The following is a 22,739-nucleotide window of genomic DNA, read 5'->3' as shown; positions in this document are numbered from 1 at the left end:
GGACCATGCAAACTCGTGACGACATCTTCAACACCCTGCGCGATGCCCTGGTCGAGCTGTTCGAACTGGACCCGGCTCGCGTGAGCCTGGAATCCAATCTGTATCAGGATCTGGAAATCGACAGCATCGACGCCGTCGACCTGATCGATCACATCAAACGCCAGACCGGCAAGAAAATCGCCGCCGAGGAATTCAAGTCGGTGCGCACCGTCAGCGACGTGGTCGAGGCGGTCTACCGTCTGGTTCAACCGGCCGCATGAGCCGACTGATCGGCCTCGGCCTGCTGATGGCAGGCCTGCTGTATCCCTTTGCGGTGTATTTCGGCATGGAGCATTTCGCGCCATGGCAGTTCGGTCTGCTGCTGGGCGGCCTGTGGCTGGCCCGGGCGCTGACCGGCGAACGCAAGCCCGGCAGCCTGTGGATGGCCTGCGTGGCAATCGTGTTCTGCCTGTTGCTGGCGGTGGTCGACAGCCCTTTGTTGTTGCGCTGGTACCCGGTGCTGATCAGCGGCTTCATGCTGGTGCTGTTCAGCCTGAGCCTGAAATACGGCCCGCCGATGGTCGAGCGTCTGGCGCGCCTGCGTGAACCGCAACTGCCGCCCAAGGCGATTCGTTACACCCGCCAGGTCACCGTGGCCTGGAGCGTGTTTTTCTTTTGCAACGGTTTGTGCGCCGCCCTGCTGACACTGTGGGCGCCGCTGAACTGGTGGATGTTGTACACCGGCCTGATCTCCTACGGATTGATCGGCCTGATGTTTGCCATTGAATGGCTGATACGACAACGGGTAAGAGGTCGCCCATGAACTGGATAAAACTTGAGCAGCTGTTGCTCAAGGCCCTGCCGGCGCGTGTTGTCACGAGCGCACCGGCACTCGATCACGCACAACTGCGCGAACAGGCCCTGAGCCTGGCGGCAGGTCTGCAAGCGCGCGGCGTGCAGCGTCTGGCGGTGCATCTGGAAGATGCCGCCGACCTGGCCGTCGCCCTCCTCGGCGCCTGGCGGGCCGGCGTCAGCGTACTGCTGCCCTCGGATCTGCAAGCGCAGACCCGCCAGCGCTGGTCGAACGACGTCGATCTGTGGCTGACTGATCAGGCCGATGACGCCCGCCTCAGCGATCTGCTGCAACCGGCCCTGCCCGCTGCCGATCTGGATCTCGACCAGTGCCGCTTGAGCCTGTGCACCTCCGGCTCCAGCGGCGAGCCCAAGCGCATCGACAAATCCCTGCGCCAACTGGCCAACGAAGTCGAAGCCCTTGAGCAACTGTGGGGCGCGGATCTCGGCGAAGCCTGCATTCTTGGCAGCGTCGCCACCCAGCACATCTACGGCTTGCTGTTCCGCGTGCTGTGGCCGCTGTGCGCCGGGCGTCCGTTCCTGCGCAAGCAACTGGCCTTCCCGGAAGACCTGCAACGCGCCAGCCGCGAGCACCCGGCCTTTGCCTGGGTCGCCAGCCCGGCGCTGCTCAAACGCATGGGCGACAACCTCGACTGGCCGGCGCTGAGCGTCGTGCGCCGGGTGTTTTCGTCCGGTGGCGCACTGCCGGCAGACGCCGCGCAAAGCCTGTATCAACGCCTGGGACAGTGGCCGACAGAAATCCTCGGCAGCTCGGAAACCGGCGGTATCGCCTGGCGTCAGGGCGAATCGTTGTGGCAGCCGTTTGCCGGCGTCGAGTTGAGCCAGGACAGCGACGGCGCCCTGCTGATCGCTTCGCCTTATCTGCCCGCCGGGCATGTCGAACACACCGCCGATGCGGCCCGTATTCAGGCCGATGGCCGCTTTGAATTGCTCGGGCGGCTCGACCGGATCGTCAAACTCGAAGAGAAACGTATTTCCCTGCCGATGCTTGAACAGGCGCTGGTGGCCCACGACTGGGTCGCCGAAGCGCGCCTGGGCGTGGTGCAGGAAAACCGTGCGTCGCTCGGCGCGCTGCTGGTGCTCAGTGAATCCGGCCTGTTTGCACTGCGCGAACACGGTCGGCGCAGCCTGACCGAAACCCTGCGCCGACATCTCGGCGACCATTGCGAAGCCCTGGCCCTGCCCCGCCGCTGGCGTCTGCTGCGACAGTTGCCGCTGACCTCGCAGGACAAGTTGCCTCAAGCCGACGTCGAAGCCTTGCTGCTGGCCCCACGACCGAAGGCACCGGAGATTCTGGAACAGGCCGAAACCGAGGGCGAATGGAACCTGCAATTGAGCGTTCCGCCGGACCTGGCCTACTTCAGCGGCCACTTCCCCAAGGCCCCGGTGCTGCCGGGTGTGGTGCAGGTCGAATGGGCGCTGAACCTGGGTCGGCAACTGCTCAACCTGCCCGGCGCCTTCGCCGGCATGGAAGTGCTGAAATTCCAACAACTGGTGCGCCCCGGCGATGAAATCCAGTTGCACCTGCGCTTCGACCCGGAGCGCGGCAAGTTGTATTTCGCCTATCGCAACGACACGGCCACCTGCTCCAGCGGGCGGATTCTGCTGGGGACTGGCGATGCATAACCCTTGCGCCGTGATCCCGGTCTACAACCACGAAACCGCCATCGGCACGGTGGTCGACGCTCTGCTCGCCCAGGATCTGCCGTGCATTCTGGTGGACGATGCCAGCAGCAAATCCTGCGCGGCGGTGCTGGATTTGCTGGCCGAGCGCGAGCGGGTTTATCTGGTGCGCCTCACTGCCAACCAGGGCAAGGGCGGCGCGGTGATGACCGGCCTGCGTGAAGCGGCGCGACTGGGCTTCAGCCATGCCTTGCAGGTCGACGCCGACGGTCAGCATGACTTGCAGGATGTCGCGCGTTTCATCGAAGAATCCCGCGCTCACCCCAAGTCGCTGATCTGCGGTTATCCGCTGTATGACGCCAGTGTGCCAAAAGGCCGTTTGTATGCGCGTTACCTGACCCACGTGATGGTGTGGATCAACACCTTGTCGCTGCAGATTCGCGACTCTATGTGCGGCTTCCGCGTGTACCCGCTGGAACCGACGCTGGGCGTGATCGACTCGGCGCGGATCGGCAAGCGCATGGATTTCGACTCGGACATTCTGGTGCGCCTGTCATGGCGCAATCAGCCGATGCGCTGGTTGCAAACCAGCGTGCATTACCCGCTGGACGGCGTGTCGCACTTTCGCCTGTTCCACGACAACGTGCTGATCTCGAGCATGCACACGCGCCTGTTCTTCGGCATGTTGCTGCGCCTGCCCGTAATCCTCTGGCGACGGTGGCGCTCATGACCGTCGAGACCGACAAGAAGCACTGGGCCGACCGCGAAGAGCGCGGCAGTTTCCTGCTGATGAAATTCACCGCGTTCGCCGCCAAGGTTCTTGGCCGACGCCTGCTGAGTCCGTTGCTGTACGGCATCGTCCTGTACTTTTTCCTGTTCGGCCGCACCGCCCGGCGCAGTGCCTGGCAGTATCAGCAGCGCCTCGCCGACTGGAGCGGTCGCCACGAATTGCGCCCGACCCGATGGCGGGTATTCCGCCAGTTCATGGCATTCGCCGATTCGCTGCTCGACAAGCTCGACGTGTGGAACGGCAAGCTGAAGATCGAGCAGATCGAAATCATCGACCCGGCGCTGCTGCGCAATCAGTTGCGCGGCAGTCGCGGGCAAATGCTGGTGGGCGCGCATCTGGGCAATCTCGAAGTGTGCCGGGCGCTGGCGGAGCTGGGTGAAAAGGTCACGATGAACGTGCTGGTGCACACCAAGCACGCCGAGCAATTCAATCGCCTGCTGGGCGAGGCCGGGGCGACCAACCTGCGTCTGATCCAGGTCAGCGAGCTGGACCCGGTGATCATGCTGCAACTGCACGAACGGCTGGAGCGCGGCGAGTGGCTGGCGATTGCCGGCGACCGTGTGCCGCTGCACGGCGGGCGCAGCGTGACCGTGGACTTTCTCGGCCACCCGGCACCGTTCCCGCAAGGGCCGTGGCTGCTGGCCGGCCTGCTGAAATGCCCGGTCAACCTGCTGATGTGCCTCAAGCAACCTGACGGACACTATCGCCTGACCCTCGAACCGTTCGCCGACGCCGTGGTGTGGTCACGCCGCGAGCGCGAACAGGTCATTCATCAGTGGGCCACCCGCTATGCGCAACGCCTGAGTCACTATTGCCTCGAAGCACCGTGCCAATGGTTCAACTTTTACCCATTCTGGAAAACCGATGACAACGCCAACTCCTGAGCCGGTCACCTTCGGCGAACGCCCTTTGCGCATCGAAGACGTGCTGGCCCTGGCCAACCGTCAGGCGCCCGTGCAGTTGCAGAGCGACGCGCCTTATCGCGAACGCATCGCCAAAGGCGCGCGGTTCCTCGATTCGCTGCTGGACAAGGAAGGCGTGATCTACGGCGTGACCACCGGTTACGGCGATTCCTGCGTGGTCGCGGTGCCGTTGCATCACGTCGAGGCATTGCCGCGTCATCTCTACACGTTCCACGGTTGCGGGCTGGGCAAACTGCTCGACGCCCAGGCCACCCGCGCGGTGCTGGCGGCGCGTTTGCAGTCGCTGTGCCACGGCGTGTCCGGGGTGCGCATCGAACTGCTCGAACGTCTGCATGCCTTCCTTGAACACGACATTTTGCCGCTGATCCCCGAAGAGGGTTCGGTAGGCGCCAGCGGCGATCTGACGCCGCTGTCCTACGTCGCCGCGACCCTGTCCGGCGAGCGCGAAGTGATGTTCCGTGGCGAACGCCGCCAAGCTGCCGACGTGCACCGCGAACTGGGCTGGACCCCGCTGGTGCTGCGCCCGAAAGAAGCGCTGGCGCTGATGAACGGCACCGCCGTGATGACCGGCCTAGCCTGCCTGGCCTACGCCCGCGCCGATTACCTGCTGCAACTGGCCACCCGCATCACCGCGCTGAACGTGGTGGCGCTGCAAGGCAATCCGGAGCACTTCGACGAGCGCCTGTTCGCCGCCAAGCCGCATCCGGGACAGATGCAGGTCGCCGCGTGGCTGCGCAAGGATCTGGCGATCGACGCACCGACCGCGCCGCTGCACCGCTTGCAGGATCGCTACTCGCTGCGCTGCGCACCGCACGTGCTTGGCGTGCTGGCCGACAGCCTGAACTGGCTGCGTTCGTTCATCGAGACCGAACTCAACAGCGCCAACGACAACCCGATCATCGACGCCGAAGCCGAGCGCGTGCTGCACGGCGGGCACTTCTACGGCGGACACATCGCGTTCGCCATGGACAGCCTGAAAAACCTCGTGGCCAACGTCGCCGACCTGCTCGACCGACAACTCGCGCTGCTGGTGGACGAGCGTTACAACCACGGTTTGCCGAGCAACCTGTCCGGCGCCAGCGCCGACCGGGCGATGCTCAACCACGGCTTCAAGGCCGTGCAGATCGGCGCCAGCGCCTGGACCGCCGAAGCGTTGAAAAACACCATGCCGGCCAGCGTGTTCTCGCGCTCGACCGAGTGCCACAACCAGGACAAGGTGAGCATGGGCACCATCGCCGCCCGCGACGCCATTCGTGTACTGGAGCTGACCGAACAGGTCGCCGCCGCCACGCTGCTCGCGGCCAATCAAGGCGTGTGGCTGCGCGGCCGCGATGCAGACGCGCGTCCGCTGCCACCGTCGCTGGCCGCCATGCATGAACAACTGGCCCAGGACTTCCCGCCGGTGATCGAAGACCGCGCCCTGGAAGGCGAACTGCGCCTGTGCCTGCAACGCATCGCCGAACAACACTGGAGGCTGCATGCGTAGCGCCGGAGTGCTTCACGCCGATACGGAAATCCTCGTGCCGTTCTTTGACGTCGACACCATGCACGTCGTCTGGCACGGCCATTACGTGAAATACCTGGAAGTGGCGCGCTGCGCGTTGCTCGACAAGATCGGCCACAACTACAACCAGATGGTCGACTCGGGCTACGCCTGGCCGGTGATCGACCTGCAATTGCGCTACGTGCGCGGCGCGGTGTTCGGTCAGCGGCTGAACGTGCGCGCCAGTCTGGTGGAATGGGAAAACCGCCTGAAGATTAACTACCTGATCACCGATGCCGAGACCGGCGAACGCCTGACCCGCGCCAGCTCGGTGCAGGTCGCCGTCGAGATGAGCAGCCGCGAGATGCAACTGGCCTCGCCGAAAGTCTTCACCGATGCCGTGGAAAGGATGCTGCGATGAATGTGCTGTTGAAATCTCTCGGGGCCCTTGCGCTGCTGACGCTGTCGTCGCTGGCCAACGCCTTCGACCTGCAACAGTTGAGCGAGCAACTGGCGAAGCCGGACGTGATCCACGGCCAGTTCATCCAGGAAAAACACCTGCGCGCCCTGCCCCAGCCGCTGATCAGCAAGGGCAGCTTCGTGCTGGCGAAAAACCACGGTTTGCTCTGGCTGCTGAAAACCCCGCTGCAGCAGGATTACCGGATCAGCGCCAAGGGCATTGCCCGGCGTGATGCCACCGGCTGGCAACTGCTGCCGAACAAGAGCGCCGGGGCCGAACAGAACCGTTTGTTCCTCGCGGTCCTGCAAGGCGACAGCAGCGGTCTGCAACGGGATTTCGAACTGGCCCTGAGCGGCGATGCGCAGAAATGGCAACTGACCCTGACCCCGCGCTCGGTGCTGCTCAAGCAGGTCTTCAATCAGATCAACATCAGCGGCGGCACGTTGGTGAACACCATCGAACTCCTGGAAACCCAGGGCGACAGCACCGTGCTGCGCATGCAGGACAGCACCGCCGGCCAACCTCTGAGCGACGCGGAGCAACATGACTTTGCCGAGTGAACGCAGGCTGCCCTGGCTGTTCCTGATCCTGCTGCTGGCCGTCGTCGCACTGGGCGCCTGGCAGTGGCGCGACGGTGCGCCGCTGTCGGCCAACCTGATGGAACTGGTGCCCGGCACCCACCCGGACGCCCTCGAACTGCGCGCTGAACAACGCATGCAGGAACCGCTCAACCGCGACATGCTGGTGCTGGTCGGTCACGCCGATCGCCAACAAGCCGTCGCCATGGCCCAGACCTTGGGCGAGCAATGGCAGGCCAGCGGACTGTTCGAAAAGGTCCAGTGGAACCTGCAAGCCGACCTGCCGGCCCTGCGCACGCAATTGCTGCAAGGGCGGCTGGCGATGCTTTCGGCGGATGACCGGCAACTGCTGAGCGAACATCCCGACGCCTTCATCCAGCAACGGGTGCAGGCGCTGTTCGACCCGTTCACCGGATTCAGCCTGGTACCGAGTCAGGACGACTGGCTGGGCCTGACCGGACGCATCCAGAACAGCCAGCCACAACATGGCGCGGTGCAACTGGACATCGGCAGCGGCGCGTTGATCGCCGATGCCGACGGCAAGAGCTGGGTGCTGCTGCGGGCGCGCACCACCGGCAGCGCCTTCGACATGAATCAACCGCTGCAAGTCGCCGCCCTGCTACAACACAGCCGTGAACAAGCGGCTCGCGCCGACGTGCAATTGCTGGCCGCCAGCGGCCTGCTGTACGCCGCCAACGGTCAGCAGCAAGCGACCCGGGAAATGACCTGGGTCGGCGGCGGCGCCACCGTCGGCATTCTGCTTTTGTTGCTGCTCGCCTTCCGCCGCTGGCGGGTGCTGCTGGCGTTCATTCCGGTGCTGGTCGGCATGCTGTTCGGTGCAGTGGCCTGCGTGGCGCTGTTCGGGCACATGCACGTGATGACGCTGGTGCTCGGTTCCAGCCTGATCGGCGTGGCGGTGGATTACCCGCTGCACTACCTGTCCAAGAGCTGGAGCCTCAAGCCGTGGCACAGCTGGCCGGCGCTGCGCCTGACCCTGTCCGGGCTGACGTTGAGCCTGATCACCAGCGCCATCGGTTACCTGGCGCTGGCCTGGACGCCTTTCCCGGCGCTGACCCAGATCGCGGTGTTTTCCGCCGCCGGTTTGCTCGGCGCCTACCTGTCGGCGGTGTGCCTGCTGCCGGCGCTGCTGAAAAACGTCGAACTGCGCCCGGCGCAATGGCCGCTGCAACTGGCCGAGCGTCTGGTGCGGTTGCGCGAAACCCTGCTCGAACACATCAGGACGCCGGTGTTGCTGGCCCTGCTGATCGCCTTCTGCGTCGGTGGCCTGCTGCAACTGGAAAGCAAGAACGACATTCGCCAGTGGGTCGGCGCGCCGCAACGCCTGACCGATGAGGCGCAGACCATTGCGCGGATTACCGGCTATCAGCCGACCAGCCAGTTCTTCCTGGTGCGCGCCGCCGATCAGCAGCAATTGCTGGAACGGCAAGCGGCCCTGAGCGAGCGACTGGATCAACTGGTCAACCTCGACAAGTTGCAGGGTTATCTGGCGCTCAATCAACTGGTCAGCCCGCCGTCTCAACAGCAACAAGTGCGTGAGGCGCTGAGCAAGTTGCCGCAGTTCTGGCAGCCGTTGCCGGAGGTCGGCGTGCCGCTGGCGGCGCTGCAAACCGAACTGCAACAGTTGCAGGCGCTACCCGCCGAAGACATCGATGCCGCGCTGGCCGGCCCCCTCGGCGAGCCCTACCGCACGCTGTGGCTGGGGCCGACCGAGGACGGCGTGGCAGCGATGGTCAGCTTGCAAGGCTTGAATAATCCGTCGCTGTTGCGGGTGCAGGCGCTGGACCTGCCGGGCGTGATACTGGTGGACCGGCTCGGCGATCTGAACAAGGTGTTCGCCCAGACCCAGATCAGCGCCGCTGAACTCAAACTCGCGTCCTGCGTGTTGATCGTGCTGGTGCTGATGCTGCCGTTCGGTCTTGGTGGCGCGCTGCGGATCGTCGCTCTGCCGCTGCTTGCTGCGCTGTGCAGCCTCGCCAGCTTGGGCTGGCTCGGTCAGCCGCTGACCCTGTTCAGCCTGTTCGGCCTGTTGCTGGTGACGGCGATCAGCGTCGACTACGCGATCCTCATGCGCGAACAGGTCGGCGGCGCGGCGGTCAGCCTGCTCGGCACCTTGCTCGCGGCCGCCACCACCTGGCTGTCGTTCGGTCTGCTGGCGGTGTCGAGTACGCCGGCGGTGAGTAACTTCGGCCTGTCGGTGAGCCTTGGACTGGCGTTCAGCTTCATGCTCGCGCCGTGGGCCGGGCGTCAGGCCCACGCGGTTGCCGTCACGGAGCCTGCAGCATGATGGTGGTGATTTTCTGGCTGATGGCCCTGGCGCTGTTCTTCGTCGCCACCCGGGTCGGCCGGCATTTCGGGCTGATCCCGATCGTCAGTCAATTGCTGCTGGCCAGCTTCGGACTGCCGCTGCTGATGTACTTCTGGATCGAACCAGGCTGGCAACTCAACGGCGCCGAACTGATCGCGCCGGGCTGGCTGAAAAATCTCTACAGCCTGAGCTTCGCGCTGCTGCTGGGGCACATCCTCAGTGACGTGATCGACCTGCGCCTGGACCGTCAGAGCGTGAAGATCGCCCTGCCGAGTTTTGCCGTGCCGTTCACCTGCGGCCTGGCGACGGCGTACTGGCTGTTGCCGACGCAACCGTGGATCAACTCGCTGGCGATCGGTCTGGTGTTCGCCATCACTGCGATCCCGGTGTTGTACCTGTACCTGCGCCACATCGACTACCCGCCCGCCGCCACCCGGCGTCTGGTGCAGACCGCAATCCTGATCGACCTGACCTGCTGGACCCTGTTCGGCCTCGCCCAGGGCAGTCTGCACCTGAGCAGTCTGTTGCTGCCGCTGGGGATGGCCTGCGTGCCGGTGCTGCTGCGGGTGTTCGGCATACGCCGGCCATTGACCTACAGCCTCGGCTTTTTTGCGCTGTTGGTGCTGGCCGAACACTACAAACTCAACGCACTGATTTTCGGCATCGGTTATCTGCTGTGCATGGCCGCGCTCAAGGTGCCGCTGGTATTGCCGCTGCCAGCGCACTGGATGAACCGTTTGCAGACTTGGGTCGCGATTCCGCTGATCCTCACTTTCGGCATCGTCCAGATCGACGTGCACAGCGCCCTCGCCAGCCTCGGCGCCGTGCAATGGGCGGCGCTGCTGCTGTTGCCGGTCGCCAGCAAAATCCTGGGCAACTGGCTCGGTCTCGGCTGGGCCGGCGCGTCGTTCGCAGGCGCCAGCCGCTAGCGCGAAAGCGTGCTGCTGAACATTCGCGGCTTGAGCGAAATCGTTTTTCTCAATCTGCTGTTGCAACAACAGCTCATCAGCCCGGCGCTGTATTTTGCGCTGATGCTGATGGGTCTGATCGCGACGCTGTTGCCGGCCTTCATCGGCTTGCACCGGGCGTCACTGAATCCTATTGCCGTACCCAGGAGCTCGCGTGCCAATCGTTGAAATGGAATCCCGTCAGGTCGTGATCATCGGCGCCGGCCCCTCCGGCGCCATTGCCTCCGCATTGCTCAAGCGCAAGGGACACGACGTGCTGGTGATCGAGCGCCAGCATTTCCCGAGGTTCTCCATCGGTGAAAGCCTGCTCTGCCATTGCCTGGATTTCGTCGAAGAAGCCGGCATGCTCGAAGCGGTAAATGCCGCCGGGTTCCAGCGCAAGAACGGCGCGGCATTCGCCTGGGGCGAGCGCTACAGCGCCTTCGATTTTGGTGACACCTTCACCGCCGGCAAGCCCACGACCCTGCAGGTGCAACGCGCCGACTTCGACAAGTTGCTGGCCGATCAGGCGGCGTTGCAGGGTGCGGAAATCCGCTACGGCGACGCGATTGTCAGCGTCGATTTCGAACGTCCGAGACCGCAGCTGGATGTGCGCCGCGAAGACGGCAGCGAATACCGCGTCGAAGCCGACTTTGTCCTCGATGCCAGCGGCTACGGCCGCGTGCTGTCGCGCCTGCTCGACCTGGAAGCGCCGTCGAATTTCCCGGTTCGTCAGGCCGTCTTCACCCACGTCGAAGACCACATCGATCATCCCGACTTCGACCGCGAGAAGATCCTCATCACCACCCACCCGCAGCATCGCGACATCTGGTTCTGGTCGATCCCGTTCAGCAACGGTCGCTGCTCCGTCGGCGTGGTGGCTGCCGCTGAACATTTCGCAGGTCGCGATACCGACCTCGACGCCTGCCTGCGCGGTTTCATCGCCGAAACCCCGAGCCTGGCCAAGGTGCTGAACAACGCGGTGTGGGACACCCCTGCGCGTACTCTCGGCGGCTATGCGGCCAACGTCAAAACCCTGCACGGCCCGGGCTTTGCGCTGCTGGGCAACGCGGCGGAATTTCTCGACCCGGTGTTTTCCTCGGGCGTGACCATTGCCATGCGTTCGGCGAGCATGGCCGCCGCTGTGCTGCACCGGCAGTTGCAGGGCGAAACGGTGGACTGGCAAAGCGAGTTCGCCGAGCCGCTGAAACGCGGGGTCGACACTTTCCGCTGCTACGTCGAAGGCTGGTACGCCGGCACTTTCCAGGACGTGATTTTCCACGAGCAAGGCTCGCCGGAAATCCGCCGCATGATCTGCTCGATCCTCGCCGGTTACGCCTGGGACGAACGCAACCCGTTCGTCAGTGAAGCGCGCCGTCGGCTGAAGACGATCTCCGAACTCTGTGCAAGGGACGACACATGAATTACTTGAGCGACAACTACGTCGAGGAAACCCGCTTCGGCTTCTGGTTCCTGCGCAGCCACACCTGGCAGCACCATGTGTTGCGCGTGGCGATCAACGATCTGCGCGGACTGTTCAGCGAATCGTTGCCGGCCAGTCCGGTGCTGCTGGATGCCGGTTGCGGCCAAGGCAAGTCGTTCGGCCATCTGCGCCAGACCTTCGCGCCGCAGCGCCTGATCGGCGTCGATGCCGATCCGCACAGCCTTGAACTGAGCGCCGCCGAGGCCGCGCGTCTGGGCTTCGACGTCGAGCTGATCGGCAGCGACTGCGCGACTTTGAATGTCCCGGATGCCAGCGTCGACCTGCTGTTCTGTCACCAGACCTTCCATCATCTGGTGGAGCAGGAAAAAGCCCTGGCCGAGTTCTATCGGGTGCTCAAACCCGGCGGTTATCTGCTGTTCGCCGAGTCCACCGAGGCTTACATTGATACGTGGGTGATTCGCTGGCTGTTCCGCCATCCGATGCACGTGCAAAAGAGCGCGGCGCAGTACCTGGAGATGATTCGCCAGCAGGGTTTCGAGTTCGCCGAACAGAACGTTTCGTACCCGTACCTGTGGTGGAGCCGGTCGAAGGATTTCGGCCTGCTCGAACGTTTTGGCCTGCGCCAGCCCAAGCCTTTTGGCCAGCGGGAAGAAACTCTGGTCAACGTGGTGGCCCGCAAACCCTTGAACGAGGCTGTCTGATGTTGCGTGTTCTGCTGCTCGCCTGCGTCTTGCTGCTCGGTGCCTGCGCCAGTCAGGCGCCACTGCCGGCCGGCAACCCGAGCCTGCCGCTGCCGATGCAATTGCATATCGAACGTCACCTGGCCGGGCAACAGCAAGACTGGTTGCTGGTGATCCAGCGCGAAGGCCCCGGCATCCGCTGGTCGATGATGGATCCGCTGGGCATTCCCCAGGCGCGTCAGCGGTTGATCGACGGGCACTGGCAGGCCGACGGCCTGCTGCCACCCAACCCGGAAGCCCGGGAGCTGTTCGCCGCGCTGCTGTTCGCCCTGACCCCGGCGGGCGAGCTGTCGCGCAACTACCCCGACGCGCAGCAACAGGGCGGCCAACGTTCCCTGCCGGCGCGCTGGGACATCCGTTACACCCAACCCTTGAGCTTCGAATTGAACCTGCCACAAGGCCCGCACTATCGCGTAACGCCACTCGGTGAACCGACGTCATGACCGCCTACCTCAATGCCCTCGGCGTGATTTGCGCCCTGGGGCGCGACAAGCAAGCCGTGGCACGCAACCTGTTTGCCGGCGACTGCTCGGGCATGCGCCGCGAGTCCGGCTGGGTGCCGGAGCGCGAACTGCCGGTGGCCGCCGTGCACGGCGATCTGGCGCCGATTCCCGAGGCGCTGGCCGACCAGCGCAGCCGCAACAATCAACTGTTGCTGGAAGCCGCGTTGCAGATTCGCGATGACATCGAGCAGGCGATCCAGACGTATGGGCGCGAGCGCATCGGCGTGGTGCTCGGCACCAGCACTTCGGGCATCGACGAGGCCAGCCGTGGCCTGGCGCACTACATTCGCGACCACCAGTTCCCGGCCGATTACGACTACCGGCAACAGGAACTCGGCGCCCCGGCGAATTTTCTCGCCGACTGGCTGCAACTGAGCGGCCCGACCTATGTGATTTCCACTGCCTGCACCTCCAGCGCACGAGCGCTGATGAGCGCCCGACGCCTGCTCGATCTGGGCCTGTGCGACGCCGTGCTGTGCGGTGGTGTCGACAGCCTGTGCAAACTGACCCTCAACGGTTTCAGTGCGCTGGAAGCGGTGTCGGACGAGCGCTGCAATCCGTTTTCCGCCAACCGCAACGGCATCAACATCGGCGAAGCGGCGGTGCTGTTCGTGATGAGCAAAGCACGCGGCGCAGGGCCGGGCATTGCCCTGCTCGGCGCTGGCGCCAGCTCCGACGCGCACCATATTTCCGCTCCGGAACCGACCGGCCGTGGTGCGCTGCAATCGATGCAAAAAGCCCTCGATCAAGCCCACCTGAAAGCCGGCGACATCAGCTACCTGAACCTGCACGGCACCGCGACCCAGCACAACGACGCCATGGAAAGCCTCGCCGTCGACGCGCTGTTTGCCGAAGGCGTGCCGTGTTCCTCGACCAAACCGATGACCGGCCACACCCTCGGTGCCGCCGGCGCACTGGAAGCGGCGTTCTGCTGGTTGAGCCTGAGTGCCGACAACCCCGACCACGCCTTGCCTCCGCATGTCTGGGACGGCCAGGCCGACCCGGCATTGCCAACGCTGAAGTGGGTGACCGCAAGCGAGCGCCTGGCGTCCATTGCACCCCGCTACCTGATGAGCAACTCGTTTGCCTTCGGTGGCAATAACGTCAGCCTGATTATCGGAGACGCCCCATGACCCACTGGCCGCTCGCCGAATTGCTGCCCCACGCTGGCGACATGATCCTGATCGACCGGATCCTGAGCTTTGACGACGAACAGATCCACACAACCCTCACCGTCCGGCCCGGCGGCCTGTTCAGCCTGCCCGACGGCAGCCTGCCGGCGTGGGTCGGCGTCGAATTGATGGCGCAAAGTGTCGCCGCGTTCGCCGGTTGCCATGCGCGGCAGAAAGGCAACCCGGTGGAGCTGGGCTTTCTGCTCGGCACACGCAAGTTCGAATGCAATGTCGCGGCCTTTCCGGTCGGCAGCGAACTGACCATCCATGGCCTGCGCTCGCTGGAAGACGACAACGGCATGGGCGTATTCGAATGCCACATCAACGCGCCCGGCATCGAGGCCAGCGCCCGGCTGAACGTGTTCCGCCCGCCCCACGCGGCGGACTATCTAGAGCAATCCAAGGAGTCGAACGATGACTGAATCAATACTGGTCACCGGCTCCAGCCGTGGCATCGGCCGCGCCATCGCCCTGCGTCTGGCCAGTGCCGGCCACGATATCGTCCTGCATTGCCGCAGCGGCATGACGCAAGCGCAAGCAGTGAAAGCCGAAGTCGAAGCGCTCGGCCGCAACGCGCGCATCCTGCAATTCGACGTGGCGGATCGCGAAACCTGCAAAGCCATCCTCGAAGCCGACGTTGAAGCCCACGGCGCCTACTACGGCGTGGTGCTCAATGCCGGCCTGACCCGCGACGGCGCCTTTCCGGCCCTGAGCGACGATGACTGGGACGTGGTGCTGCGCACCAACCTCGACGGTTTCTACAACGTCCTGCACCCGGTGATGATGCCGATGATCCGCCGCCGCGCCGCCGGTCGAATTGTCTGCATCACTTCGGTCTCGGGGCTGATCGGCAACCGTGGCCAGGTCAATTACAGCGCGTCGAAGGCCGGCGTGATCGGCGCCGCGAAGGCCTTGGCGATCGAACTGGCCAAGCGCAAGATCACGGTCAACTGCGTCGCGCCGGGCCTGATCGACACGGCGATGCTGGATGAAAACGTGCCCGTGGAAGAACTGATGAAAATGATCCCCGCACAACGCATGGGCACGCCTGAAGAGGTGGCCGGTGCGGTGAATTTCCTGATGTCGGCGGAAGCGTCGTACATCACCCGCCAGGTGCTGGCGGTCAACGGAGGCTTGTGCTGATGAAGCGCGTCGTCGTCACCGGCATGGCCGGCATTACCTCGCTGGGCAGCGACTGGGACACCATCGCCGGCAATTTCGCCGCGAACCGCAGCGGCATCCGCCGGATGGACGAGTGGGATCGCTTCAGCGAGCTCAACACCCGTCTGGCCGGGCCCATCGATGATTTCCAGGTGCCGGCGCACTGGACCCGCAAACAGTTGCGCAGCATGGGCCGTGTTTCGCGGCTGGCCGTCGGCGCGGCGGAAAAAGCGCTGGCCGATGCCGGCCTGCTCGGCGACGAATCGATCAAGGACGGGCGCATGGGCGTGGCCTGTGGTTCATCCACCGGCAGCACCGACGAGATCAAGGCGTTCGGCAACATGCTGCTCAACTCGGTGGCCGAGGGCCTCAACGCCAACTCCTACGTGCGGATGATGCCGCACACCACGGCGGCGAACATCAGTATCTTCTTCGGCCTCACCGGCCGTTTGATCCCGACCTCCAGCGCCTGCACCAGCGGCAGCCAGGGCATCGGTTATGCCTACGAGGCGATCAAGTTCGGACGCCTGCCGCTGATGCTCGCCGGCGGCGCCGAAGAGCTGTGCCCGACCGAAGCCATGGTGTTCGACGCGCTGTACGCCACCAGCCTGAAAAACGATGCACCGCACACTTCGCCACGCCCGTACGACAAGGGCCGCGACGGTCTGGTGATCGGTGAAGGCGGCGGCATGCTGGTGCTTGAAGAGCTGGAACACGCCCTGGCACGTGGTGCGCACATTCACGCCGAGATCGTCGGCTTCGGCAGCAACGCCGACGGCCAGCACACCACCCGCCCCGAACAAGTCACCATGCGCCGGGCGATGGAACTGGCGCTGGAAGACGCAGGCCTGACGCCGGACGTCATCGGCTACGTCAACGGCCACGGCACCGCCACCGAACAGGGCGATGTCGCCGAAACCCTGGCCACCAGCGCCCTGTTCGGCGAACGCATGCCGATCAGCTCGCAAAAGAGCTTCCTGGGCCACACCCTCGGCGCCTGCGGGGCGCTGGAATCATGGTTCAGCATCGAGATGCTCAACCGCGACCTGTACGTGCACACGCTCAACCTCGACGAAGTCGATCCGCACTGCGGCAAGCTCGACTACCTGCGCGGCGAGTTCCGGCAGATGAGCCACGAATACGTGATGAACAACAACTTCGCTTTCGGCGGGGTCAACACCTCGCTGATTTTCCGTCGCTGGCCCCAACCGAATTAATCCAGGTCAAGGAGACCTCCATGCACTTCAAGAAACTCGCTGCCACCCTGCTCATCTGCGCCTTGCCGGCCGTCAGCCAGGCCCGTGACACGGCGGTCTATCTGCCGTTCGACAAGGCCGTCGCCGAAGCGACCCGCACCGGCAAGATCGACGGCAGCGTGAAGTTCTATCTGGCAGGCAACGCCCCGGCCGGCAAAGTCACCGTCGTCAGCCCCGGCGCCGTGACCAACAAGAAGACCAACGCCTTCAACAAGACCGACCAGGAAGCCTGCGAGTGGGTCGTGCAATCGGCGATCATCAGCCTGCACCAGGCCGCCAAAAGCGCCGGCGCCAACGCAGTGACCAACATCGTCAGCTTCTACAAGAGCAACGAGCGCAAGGATGCGAAAACCTACGAATGCCACGCGGGCGCGATCATGGCCGGCGTAGCGTTGAAGGGCGATCTGGCGACGGTTCAGTAACGGCCGGAAACGACAAAGGGCGCCTTTCGGCGCCCTTTTCTATTCAGATCATGTGCTGGCATGCAACTTCAGTCCCAGCGCTTTCATGACTTTGAGGATCGTTCCAAATTCAGGATTTACCTCGCCTGACAGTGCGCGATAAAGACTTTCCCTTGATAGCCCCGCATCCCGCGCGACCTGGGTCATGCCACGCGCCCGAGCAATCGTGCCAAGTGCCTTGGCAATAAAAGCCGGGTCGTCACCCGCCTCTTCCATGCAGGCGTCCAGATAGTTGGCCATGTCCTCTTCTGTCTTGAGGTACTCGGCTGAGTCCCAACGAGTGAATTGTTCGGTCATGGGTTTTGCTCCTGCCAGGATTCCGCGATGAGCCTGGCTTGCTTGATGTCTCAAGATCAGCTGTAGCCGTTGAGCTACACACACTCTACATGGACTTCTCTCTGTCCGATATACGGCGTCTACACTCGTCATACCCGTGATTTGCTGCGCGTTACGTCAAGGAGACAACCATGCAAGCGAAAGCCCTGATCATCGCCGCCCTTCTCGGCCTGCTGCCCAGCGCCAGCCACGCCACCAATCTGATGTACATGCCGTTCGAAACAGTCGTGTCGGATGCGATGCGCGCCGGGCGGCTGGATGGCAGTGTGAAGTTTTATCTGGTCGGTAACGGGCCTCAGGGGACTCAGCGGTTGTTGCAGCGCGGGGTGGTCAGTGACTTGAAGACCAACGGCTTCAACAAGAGCGATCACGACTCCTGCGAGTGGGTGTTGCAGTCGAATCTGATTGCGCTGCAGGCCGAGGCCAAGCGTGTCGGGGCGAATGCGGTGACCAATATCGTCAGCTACTACGACCAGCATGTGCGCAAGGATCTGAACACTTACGAATGTCGGGCCGGCATCTTTGTCACGCGAGTGGCGTTGAAGGGTGATCTGGTGCGGCTGCCCTGATCAACCGGCTTCAACCTTGCGCGTGAGCAACTCGACAAACGCCTTGGCCATCGGTGATTTCTGGTCCTTGCGCTGCACCAGCCACACCGCCGTCACGGCCTCGGGATCGAGCAGCGGCCGATAGACCACGCCGTCGATGCGCATCCGTTGATACGAGGCCGGCATCACCGACACACCCAGACCTGCTGCCACCAGCCCGATGATGGTCATGGCTTCGCCAGCCTCCTGGGCGAAGTGCGGGCTGAAACCGGCGTCTCGGGCCAGGCTGATCAGTTGCGAATACAGACCGCTGCCGTAGCTGCGCGGGAAGAACACGAACGGCTCCAGAGCCAGCGCCGAGAGAAACAGCCCCTCCTCAGAGCCCTGCGCCAGCGGATGTTTGGAGCTGAGCACGGCCACCAGCGGCTCGCGCATCAGTTCGACCACGCTGAGCGATTCCGGCAAACCCAGCGGGCGCATGATGCCGACCTCGATCGATTCGTCCACCAACGCGTCGGCCACCATGGTGCTACTCATCTCTCGCAGGTTCAGGTGCACAGCCGGGAAACGCTGACGGAAGGAAAATATCGCCTGGGGAATGGTCGAGTTGAACGGCGCTGAAGAGGTAAAGCCAATCTTCAGTTCACCCAGCTCGCCGAGTTGTGCACGCCGGGCCACGTCGGCCGCTTTGTCGACTTGCGCGAGCACCAGCCGCGCTTCCTCCAGAAACAGTCGCCCGGCCTCGCTGAGCTCGACCCGACGATTGGTACGCTCGAAAAGCCGCGCGCCGACTTCCTGTTCCAGCGCCTGGATCTGCTGGCTCAGCGGTGGCTGGGAGATACCCAGCACCTGCGCGGCGCGGCCGAAGTGCAGTTCTTCGGCGACGGCGATGAAGTAGCGCAGATGACGCAATTCCATGGGCACCTCATTAGGTCGTGAAAGCTATCAAACAGGTCGAACAATATATTGGATAGAAACATTAGCCAGCTATATGATTTTTTCACTGCCTGCCTGCCCGCGCCCTCCGAGGTCTGATGTGAAAACCGCCGTCGCTCCACTGGCCCATGAAGTCCCGCCCGCTGCGGCGGACGATGTACTGACCGAACTGCAAGAGATCTACATCGAGAAAGGCACGCCCGCGTTCATGCGCACGGTGCTCGCGCTGTTCAGCGGCGGCTTCGCCACCTTCGCCCTGCTGTATTGCGTGCAGCCGATGATGCCGCTGCTGTCCCACGAATATTCGATCAACGCGGCCCAGAGCAGCCTGATCCTGTCGGTGGCCACCGGCATGCTGGCGTTTGGTCTGCTGATCACCGGGCCGATTTCCGATCGGGTCGGGCGCAAGCCGGTGATGGTTGCCGCACTGTTTGCCGCGGCCCTGTGCACCATCGCCAGTTCGATGATGCCGAGCTGGCACGGCGTATTGATCATGCGCGCGCTGATCGGACTGTCATTGAGCGGTCTGGCGGCGGTCGCAATGACTTATCTCAGCGAGGAAATCCATCCGCAGCACATCGGTCTGGCGATGGGTCTGTACATCGGCGGCAACGCGATTGGCGGCATGAGCGGGCGTCTGATTACCGGTGTACTGATCGACTTCGTCAGCTGGCACACGGCGATGATGGTGATCGGTGGCCTGGCGCTGATCGCGGCGGCGGTGTTCTGGAAGATCCTGCCGGAGTCGCGCAACTTTCGCTCCCGCTCGCTGCACCCGCGCAGCCTGCTCGACGGTTTCACCATGCACTTTCGCGATGCCGGCCTGCCGCTGCTGTTCCTAGAGGCGTTCGTGCTGATGGGCGCGTTCGTCACGTTGTTCAACTACATCGGCTACCGCCTGCTGGCCGAGCCGTACCACATGGATCAAGTGTTTGTCGGGCTGCTGTCGGTGGTGTACCTGTCAGGCATCTACAGCTCGGCGAAAATCGGTTCGCTGGCCGACAAACTGGGACGCCGCAAAGTGCTGTGGGCCACCATCGCCCTGATGTTCGCCGGCCTCGCCCTGACCATGTTCACACCGCTGCCACTGGTGATCGTCGGCATGCTGATCTTCACTTTCGGCTTCTTCGGCGCCCACTCGGTGGCCAGCAGCTGGATCGGCCGTCGGGCGCTCAAAGCCAAGGGCCAGGCGTCGTCGTTGTATCTGTTCAGCTATTACGCCGGGTCGAGCATCGCCGGGACGGCGGGCGGGGTGTTCTGGCACATGGCAGGATGGAACGGGATTGGCCTGTTCATCGGCGCGCTGTTGCTGGTGGCGCTGTTGGTGGCGTTGAAGCTGGCGAAGCTGCCGCCGCTGGGTGGCGTCAAAGCCTGATTCACGCCCACAAAAAAACGCCCGGCATAAGCCGGGCGTTTTTGTTTTCTACCATTAGCGCTGAGCGCCGATTACTCGTGATACTGCGCCGACAACTCGTGCACCGCACGCAGGAACGCGCCAGCGTGTTCCGGGTCGACTTCCGGGGTGATGCCGTGGCCAAGGTTGAACACGTGGCCGCTGCCCTTGCCGTAGCTGGCGAGGATGCGCCCGACTTCGGTGCGGATCGCTTCAGGTTTGGCGTACAGCACAGTCGGGTCCATGTTGCCTTGCAGCGCAACCTTGTCACCCACGCGGGCGCGGGCGTTGCCGATGTCGCAGGTCCAGTCCAGGCCCAGTGCGTCGGCACCAGCGTCGGCGATGCTTTCCAGCCACAGGCCGCCGTTCTTGGTGAAGAGGATCACCGGCACCTTGCGACCGTCGTGCTCGCGGATCAGGCCGCTGACGATTTTCTTCATGTAGGCCAGGGAGAATTCCTGATACGCCGCCGCCGACAGGTTGCCGCCCCAGGTATCGAAGATCTGCACCGCTTGCGCGCCGGCCTGGATCTGGCCATTCAAGTAAGAAGTCACCGACTGCGCCAGCTTGTCCAGCAGCAGGTGCATGGCTTGCGGGTTGTCGTAGAGCATCGCCTTGGTCTTGCGGAAGTCTTTCGACGAGCCGCCTTCGACCATGTACGTGGCGAGGGTCCACGGGCTGCCGGAGAAACCGATCAGCGGTACACGGCCGTTCAGTTCGCGGCGGATGGTGCTGACCGCGTCCATCACGTAACCGAGGTCTTTGTGCGGATCGGGGATCGGCAAGGCTTCGATGTCGGCCAGGGTGCTGACGACTTTCTTGAAGCGCGGACCTTCACCGGTCTCGAAGTACAGGCCCTGGCCCATGGCATCGGGGATGGTGAGGATGTCGGAGAACAGGATCGCCGCGTCCAGTTGCGGATAGCGGTCGAGGGGTTGCAGCGTGACTTCGCAGGCGAATTCCGGATTCATGCACAGGCTCATGAAATCACCGGCCTGGGCGCGGCTGGCGCGGTATTCCGGCAGGTAGCGGCCGGCCTGACGCATCATCCACACAGGGGTGACGTCTACGGGTTGCTTGAGCAGGGCGCGGAGGAAACGGTCGTTCTTCAGGGCAGTCATGTCGGCATCCGGAAAAAAAGTGCGGGCATTTTCTCAGAGCGCGACGCAAAAGGCACGGATGCAGGTCAGCCTTTTGTCTATCGGGTCAATTTGTCGCGCTGGAAATGCGCTATCAGCAACACTGAGAAACAACTGTGGGAGCGAGCTTGCTCGCGAAGAGGGCTTCACATTCAACATTGCTGTTGGCTGATCCACCGCTTTCGCGAGCAAGCTCGCTCCCACAGGTTTATTGCGTTTGGCTCAGGATCCCAGTTTAGACGCCCAGGTAATCCAGGATCCCTTCAGCCGCATTGCGGCCTTCGAAGATCGCCGTCACCACCAGGTCGGAACCGCGAACCATGTCGCCACCGGCGAAGATTTTCGGGTTGCTGGTCTGGTGCTTGTACTGACCTTGCTCAGGCGCAACGACGCGGCCCTGGCTGTCGGTCTGGATCTCGAACTGTTCGAACCACGGCGCCGGGCTCGGGCGGAAACCGAAAGCGATGACCACGGCGTCAGCCGGGATGATCTCTTCGGAGCCCGGGATCGGCTCGGGGCTGCGACGGCCACGGGCGTCCGGTTCGCCGAGACGGGTCTCGACCACCTTCACGCCTTCAACCTTGTCCTCGCCAACGATGGCGATCGGCTGGCGGTTGTAGAGGAATTTCACGCCTTCTTCCTTGGCGTTCTTCACCTCTTTGCGCGAGCCCGGCATGTTCGCTTCGTCACGACGATAGGCGCAGGTCACCGACTTGGCGCCCTGGCGGATCGACGTGCGGTTGCAGTCCATCGCCGTGTCGCCGCCGCCCAGAACTACAACCTTCTTGCCTTTCATGTCGACGAAATCTTCCGGCGACTTTTCAAAGCCCAGGTTGCGGTTGACGTTGGCGATCAGGAAGTCCAGCGCGTCATAAACGCCCGGCAGATCTTCACCGGCAAAACCGCCCTTCATGTAGGTGTAGGTGCCCATGCCCATGAACACGGCATCGTATTCGGCGAGCAGTTGCTCCATGGTCACGTCCTTGCCGACCTCGGTGTTGAGGCGGAATTCGATGCCCATGCCGGTGAAGACTTCGCGGCGATTGCTCAGCACGGTCTTCTCAAGCTTGAACTCGGGGATGCCGAAGGTCAGCAGACCGCCGATTTCCGGGTTCTTGTCGAACACCACCGGGGTCACGCCGCCACGCACCAGCACGTCGGCACAACCCAGACCCGCCGGGCCTGCGCCGATGATCGCGACACGCTTGCCGGTCGGTTTGACCTTGGACATGTCCGGGCGCCAGCCCATGGCGAACGCGGTGTCGGTGATGTACTTCTCGACCGAACCGATCGTCACCGCACCGAAACCGTCGTTAAGGGTGCACGCACCCTCGCACAGACGATCCTGCGGGCACACCCGGCCGCAGACTTCCGGCAGGGTGTTGGTCTGGTGCGACAGCTCGGCGGCCTGGAGGATGTTGCCCTCGGCCACCAGCTTCAGCCAGTTCGGAATGAAGTTGTGCACCGGGCACTTCCATTCGCAATACGGGTTGCCGCAACCCAGGCAGCGATGGGCCTGGTCGGCCGACTGCTGGGGTTTGAACGGTTCGTAGATTTCCACGAACTCTTTCTTGCGTTGACGCAACAGTTTCTTCTTCGGATCCTTGCGCCCGACATCGATGAACTGGAAGTCGTTATTCAGACGTTCAGCCATTGTTAAAACCTCAT

Annotated in this window: 23 protein-coding genes and 1 pseudogene; 20 read left to right on the top strand and 4 right to left on the bottom strand. The window is 63.6% G+C overall.

Translation table 11 applies throughout. The annotated features are described in order from the left end of the window. Positions 1 to 5 precede the first annotated feature (5 nt). The 18 genes and pseudogenes from AC1RT4_RS17180 (at position 6) to AC1RT4_RS17095 (ending at position 16,680) form a co-directional block, all read left to right on the top strand. On the top strand, positions 6 to 260 hold the full coding sequence (locus tag AC1RT4_RS17180; protein ID WP_007947135.1) for an acyl carrier protein: 255 nt from the start codon (positions 6 to 8) through the stop codon (positions 258 to 260). Then, a complete protein-coding gene (locus tag AC1RT4_RS17175; protein WP_493086519.1) occupies positions 257 to 802 on the top strand; it encodes a COG4648 family protein in 546 nt (181 codons plus the stop codon). The genes AC1RT4_RS17180 and AC1RT4_RS17175 overlap by 4 nt, the downstream gene beginning before the upstream one ends. Further along, complete coding sequence (locus tag AC1RT4_RS17170; RefSeq protein WP_493086517.1) at positions 799 to 2,478, top strand: ApeI family dehydratase; 1,680 nt, start codon at positions 799 to 801, stop codon at positions 2,476 to 2,478. Before AC1RT4_RS17175 ends, AC1RT4_RS17170 begins: the two co-directional genes overlap by 4 nt. Beyond that, the gene (locus AC1RT4_RS17165; protein WP_493086515.1) at positions 2,471 to 3,205 is read left to right on the top strand and encodes a glycosyltransferase family 2 protein; all 735 of its coding nucleotides are present in this window, start codon (positions 2,471 to 2,473) and stop codon (positions 3,203 to 3,205) included. Before AC1RT4_RS17170 ends, AC1RT4_RS17165 begins: the two co-directional genes overlap by 8 nt. After that, on the top strand, positions 3,202 to 4,149 hold the full coding sequence (locus AC1RT4_RS17160; RefSeq protein ID WP_039766474.1) for a lysophospholipid acyltransferase family protein: 948 nt from the start codon (positions 3,202 to 3,204) through the stop codon (positions 4,147 to 4,149). The genes AC1RT4_RS17165 and AC1RT4_RS17160 overlap by 4 nt, the downstream gene beginning before the upstream one ends. Next, positions 4,130 to 5,674 (top strand): HAL/PAL/TAL family ammonia-lyase, encoded by a 1,545-nt coding sequence (locus AC1RT4_RS17155; protein ID WP_163973891.1) that lies wholly within the window; start codon positions 4,130 to 4,132, stop codon positions 5,672 to 5,674. Before AC1RT4_RS17160 ends, AC1RT4_RS17155 begins: the two co-directional genes overlap by 20 nt. Further along, positions 5,667 to 6,092 (top strand): acyl-CoA thioesterase, encoded by a 426-nt coding sequence (locus AC1RT4_RS17150; RefSeq protein WP_207984801.1) that lies wholly within the window; start codon positions 5,667 to 5,669, stop codon positions 6,090 to 6,092. Before AC1RT4_RS17155 ends, AC1RT4_RS17150 begins: the two co-directional genes overlap by 8 nt. After that, positions 6,089 to 6,691 (top strand): outer membrane lipoprotein carrier protein LolA, encoded by a 603-nt coding sequence (locus AC1RT4_RS17145; protein WP_201817129.1) that lies wholly within the window; start codon positions 6,089 to 6,091, stop codon positions 6,689 to 6,691. The genes AC1RT4_RS17150 and AC1RT4_RS17145 overlap by 4 nt, the downstream gene beginning before the upstream one ends. Next, positions 6,675 to 9,014 carry an MMPL family transporter gene (locus AC1RT4_RS17140; protein WP_493086510.1) on the top strand — a complete coding sequence of 780 codons (2,340 nt, stop codon included), beginning with the start codon at positions 6,675 to 6,677 and terminating at the stop codon, positions 9,012 to 9,014. Before AC1RT4_RS17145 ends, AC1RT4_RS17140 begins: the two co-directional genes overlap by 17 nt. Next, a pseudogene (locus AC1RT4_RS17135) lies at positions 9,011 to 10,171 on the top strand (cation:proton antiporter). The gene AC1RT4_RS17140 and the pseudogene AC1RT4_RS17135 overlap by 4 nt, the downstream one beginning before the upstream one ends. Then, on the top strand, positions 10,158 to 11,405 hold the full coding sequence (locus AC1RT4_RS17130) for an NAD(P)/FAD-dependent oxidoreductase (protein ID WP_493086508.1): 1,248 nt from the start codon (positions 10,158 to 10,160) through the stop codon (positions 11,403 to 11,405). Before AC1RT4_RS17135 ends, AC1RT4_RS17130 begins: the two are co-directional and overlap by 14 nt. Beyond that, entirely contained in the window at positions 11,402 to 12,127 is a 726-nt protein-coding gene (locus AC1RT4_RS17125) for a class I SAM-dependent methyltransferase (protein WP_127796691.1), read from the top strand. The genes AC1RT4_RS17130 and AC1RT4_RS17125 overlap by 4 nt, the downstream gene beginning before the upstream one ends. Then, positions 12,127 to 12,609, top strand: coding sequence for a hypothetical protein (locus AC1RT4_RS17120; protein ID WP_493086506.1), 483 nt, complete (start codon positions 12,127 to 12,129; stop codon positions 12,607 to 12,609). The genes AC1RT4_RS17125 and AC1RT4_RS17120 overlap by 1 nt, the downstream gene beginning before the upstream one ends. Continuing rightward, positions 12,606 to 13,802: a beta-ketoacyl-[acyl-carrier-protein] synthase family protein gene (locus AC1RT4_RS17115; RefSeq protein WP_493086504.1), complete on the top strand. Its 1,197-nt coding sequence runs from the start codon at positions 12,606 to 12,608 to the stop codon at positions 13,800 to 13,802. The genes AC1RT4_RS17120 and AC1RT4_RS17115 overlap by 4 nt, the downstream gene beginning before the upstream one ends. Beyond that, positions 13,799 to 14,263, top strand: a complete 465-nt coding sequence (locus AC1RT4_RS17110) for a hotdog family protein (protein ID WP_127796688.1) — start codon at positions 13,799 to 13,801, stop codon at positions 14,261 to 14,263. The genes AC1RT4_RS17115 and AC1RT4_RS17110 overlap by 4 nt, the downstream gene beginning before the upstream one ends. Continuing rightward, the gene (locus AC1RT4_RS17105) at positions 14,256 to 14,984 is read left to right on the top strand and encodes a 3-ketoacyl-ACP reductase FabG2 (protein WP_262195778.1); all 729 of its coding nucleotides are present in this window, start codon (positions 14,256 to 14,258) and stop codon (positions 14,982 to 14,984) included. The genes AC1RT4_RS17110 and AC1RT4_RS17105 overlap by 8 nt, the downstream gene beginning before the upstream one ends. Further along, complete coding sequence (locus tag AC1RT4_RS17100) at positions 14,984 to 16,219, top strand: beta-ketoacyl-ACP synthase (protein ID WP_375745020.1); 1,236 nt, start codon at positions 14,984 to 14,986, stop codon at positions 16,217 to 16,219. The genes AC1RT4_RS17105 and AC1RT4_RS17100 overlap by 1 nt, the downstream gene beginning before the upstream one ends. A gap of 20 nt (positions 16,220 to 16,239) precedes the next feature. Continuing rightward, complete coding sequence (locus tag AC1RT4_RS17095; RefSeq protein WP_007952363.1) at positions 16,240 to 16,680, top strand: hypothetical protein; 441 nt, start codon at positions 16,240 to 16,242, stop codon at positions 16,678 to 16,680. A 48-nt stretch (positions 16,681 to 16,728) separates the two neighbouring features. Here the strand turns inward: AC1RT4_RS17095 and AC1RT4_RS17090 are convergent, their stop codons facing one another. Continuing rightward, positions 16,729 to 17,016 carry an addiction module antidote protein gene (locus AC1RT4_RS17090; RefSeq protein ID WP_011332089.1) on the bottom strand — a complete coding sequence of 96 codons (288 nt, stop codon included), beginning with the start codon at positions 17,014 to 17,016 and terminating at the stop codon, positions 16,729 to 16,731. Positions 17,017 to 17,186: 170 nt separating this feature from the next. On the opposite strand from AC1RT4_RS17090, the gene AC1RT4_RS17085 reads away from it, so the two are divergent. Next, positions 17,187 to 17,624, top strand: coding sequence for an excinuclease (locus AC1RT4_RS17085; protein ID WP_493086501.1), 438 nt, complete (start codon positions 17,187 to 17,189; stop codon positions 17,622 to 17,624). Here the strand turns inward: AC1RT4_RS17085 and AC1RT4_RS17080 are convergent, their stop codons facing one another. Next, positions 17,625 to 18,521, bottom strand: coding sequence for a LysR family transcriptional regulator (locus AC1RT4_RS17080; protein WP_493086499.1), 897 nt, complete (start codon positions 18,519 to 18,521; stop codon positions 17,625 to 17,627). It lies immediately after the preceding gene. 118 nt (positions 18,522 to 18,639) lie between these two features. Here AC1RT4_RS17080 and AC1RT4_RS17075 point away from each other — a divergent pair, with 118 nt between their 5' ends. Further along, positions 18,640 to 19,914, top strand: a complete 1,275-nt coding sequence (locus AC1RT4_RS17075) for an MFS transporter (protein WP_493086497.1) — start codon at positions 18,640 to 18,642, stop codon at positions 19,912 to 19,914. A gap of 71 nt (positions 19,915 to 19,985) precedes the next feature. Here the strand turns inward: AC1RT4_RS17075 and hemE are convergent, their stop codons facing one another. Further along, complete coding sequence (gene hemE / locus AC1RT4_RS17070) at positions 19,986 to 21,053, bottom strand: uroporphyrinogen decarboxylase (protein ID WP_007952372.1); 1,068 nt, start codon at positions 21,051 to 21,053, stop codon at positions 19,986 to 19,988. Positions 21,054 to 21,306: 253 nt separating this feature from the next. Beyond that, positions 21,307 to 22,725 (bottom strand): FAD-dependent oxidoreductase, encoded by a 1,419-nt coding sequence (locus AC1RT4_RS17065; RefSeq protein ID WP_007909438.1) that lies wholly within the window; start codon positions 22,723 to 22,725, stop codon positions 21,307 to 21,309. Positions 22,726 to 22,739 lie beyond the last annotated feature (14 nt).

Source organism: Pseudomonas sp. GW821-FHT11D10 (assembly GCF_058808435.1).
This window is presented reverse-complemented; position numbering and strand designations above follow the sequence as displayed.

Coding starts and splice junctions, on each gene's coding strand:
- AC1RT4_RS17115 (WP_493086504.1), top strand. CDS start 12,606: ATGACCGCCTACCTCAATGCCCTCGGCGTGATTTGCGCCCTGGGGCGC.
- AC1RT4_RS17145 (WP_201817129.1), top strand. CDS start 6,089: ATGAATGTGCTGTTGAAATCTCTCGGGGCCCTTGCGCTGCTGACGCTG.
- AC1RT4_RS17065 (WP_007909438.1), bottom strand. CDS start 22,725: ATGGCTGAACGTCTGAATAACGACTTCCAGTTCATCGATGTCGGGCGC.
- AC1RT4_RS17090 (WP_011332089.1), bottom strand. CDS start 17,016: ATGACCGAACAATTCACTCGTTGGGACTCAGCCGAGTACCTCAAGACA.
- AC1RT4_RS17120 (WP_493086506.1), top strand. CDS start 12,127: ATGTTGCGTGTTCTGCTGCTCGCCTGCGTCTTGCTGCTCGGTGCCTGC.
- AC1RT4_RS17085 (WP_493086501.1), top strand. CDS start 17,187: ATGCAAGCGAAAGCCCTGATCATCGCCGCCCTTCTCGGCCTGCTGCCC.
- AC1RT4_RS17175 (WP_493086519.1), top strand. CDS start 257: ATGAGCCGACTGATCGGCCTCGGCCTGCTGATGGCAGGCCTGCTGTAT.
- AC1RT4_RS17150 (WP_207984801.1), top strand. CDS start 5,667: ATGCGTAGCGCCGGAGTGCTTCACGCCGATACGGAAATCCTCGTGCCG.
- AC1RT4_RS17155 (WP_163973891.1), top strand. CDS start 4,130: ATGACAACGCCAACTCCTGAGCCGGTCACCTTCGGCGAACGCCCTTTG.
- AC1RT4_RS17125 (WP_127796691.1), top strand. CDS start 11,402: ATGAATTACTTGAGCGACAACTACGTCGAGGAAACCCGCTTCGGCTTC.
- AC1RT4_RS17080 (WP_493086499.1), bottom strand. CDS start 18,521: ATGGAATTGCGTCATCTGCGCTACTTCATCGCCGTCGCCGAAGAACTG.
- hemE (WP_007952372.1), bottom strand. CDS start 21,053: ATGACTGCCCTGAAGAACGACCGTTTCCTCCGCGCCCTGCTCAAGCAA.
- AC1RT4_RS17170 (WP_493086517.1), top strand. CDS start 799: ATGAACTGGATAAAACTTGAGCAGCTGTTGCTCAAGGCCCTGCCGGCG.
- AC1RT4_RS17095 (WP_007952363.1), top strand. CDS start 16,240: ATGCACTTCAAGAAACTCGCTGCCACCCTGCTCATCTGCGCCTTGCCG.
- AC1RT4_RS17165 (WP_493086515.1), top strand. CDS start 2,471: ATGCATAACCCTTGCGCCGTGATCCCGGTCTACAACCACGAAACCGCC.
- AC1RT4_RS17100 (WP_375745020.1), top strand. CDS start 14,984: ATGAAGCGCGTCGTCGTCACCGGCATGGCCGGCATTACCTCGCTGGGC.
- AC1RT4_RS17110 (WP_127796688.1), top strand. CDS start 13,799: ATGACCCACTGGCCGCTCGCCGAATTGCTGCCCCACGCTGGCGACATG.
- AC1RT4_RS17180 (WP_007947135.1), top strand. CDS start 6: ATGCAAACTCGTGACGACATCTTCAACACCCTGCGCGATGCCCTGGTC.
- AC1RT4_RS17160 (WP_039766474.1), top strand. CDS start 3,202: ATGACCGTCGAGACCGACAAGAAGCACTGGGCCGACCGCGAAGAGCGC.
- AC1RT4_RS17105 (WP_262195778.1), top strand. CDS start 14,256: ATGACTGAATCAATACTGGTCACCGGCTCCAGCCGTGGCATCGGCCGC.
- AC1RT4_RS17140 (WP_493086510.1), top strand. CDS start 6,675: ATGACTTTGCCGAGTGAACGCAGGCTGCCCTGGCTGTTCCTGATCCTG.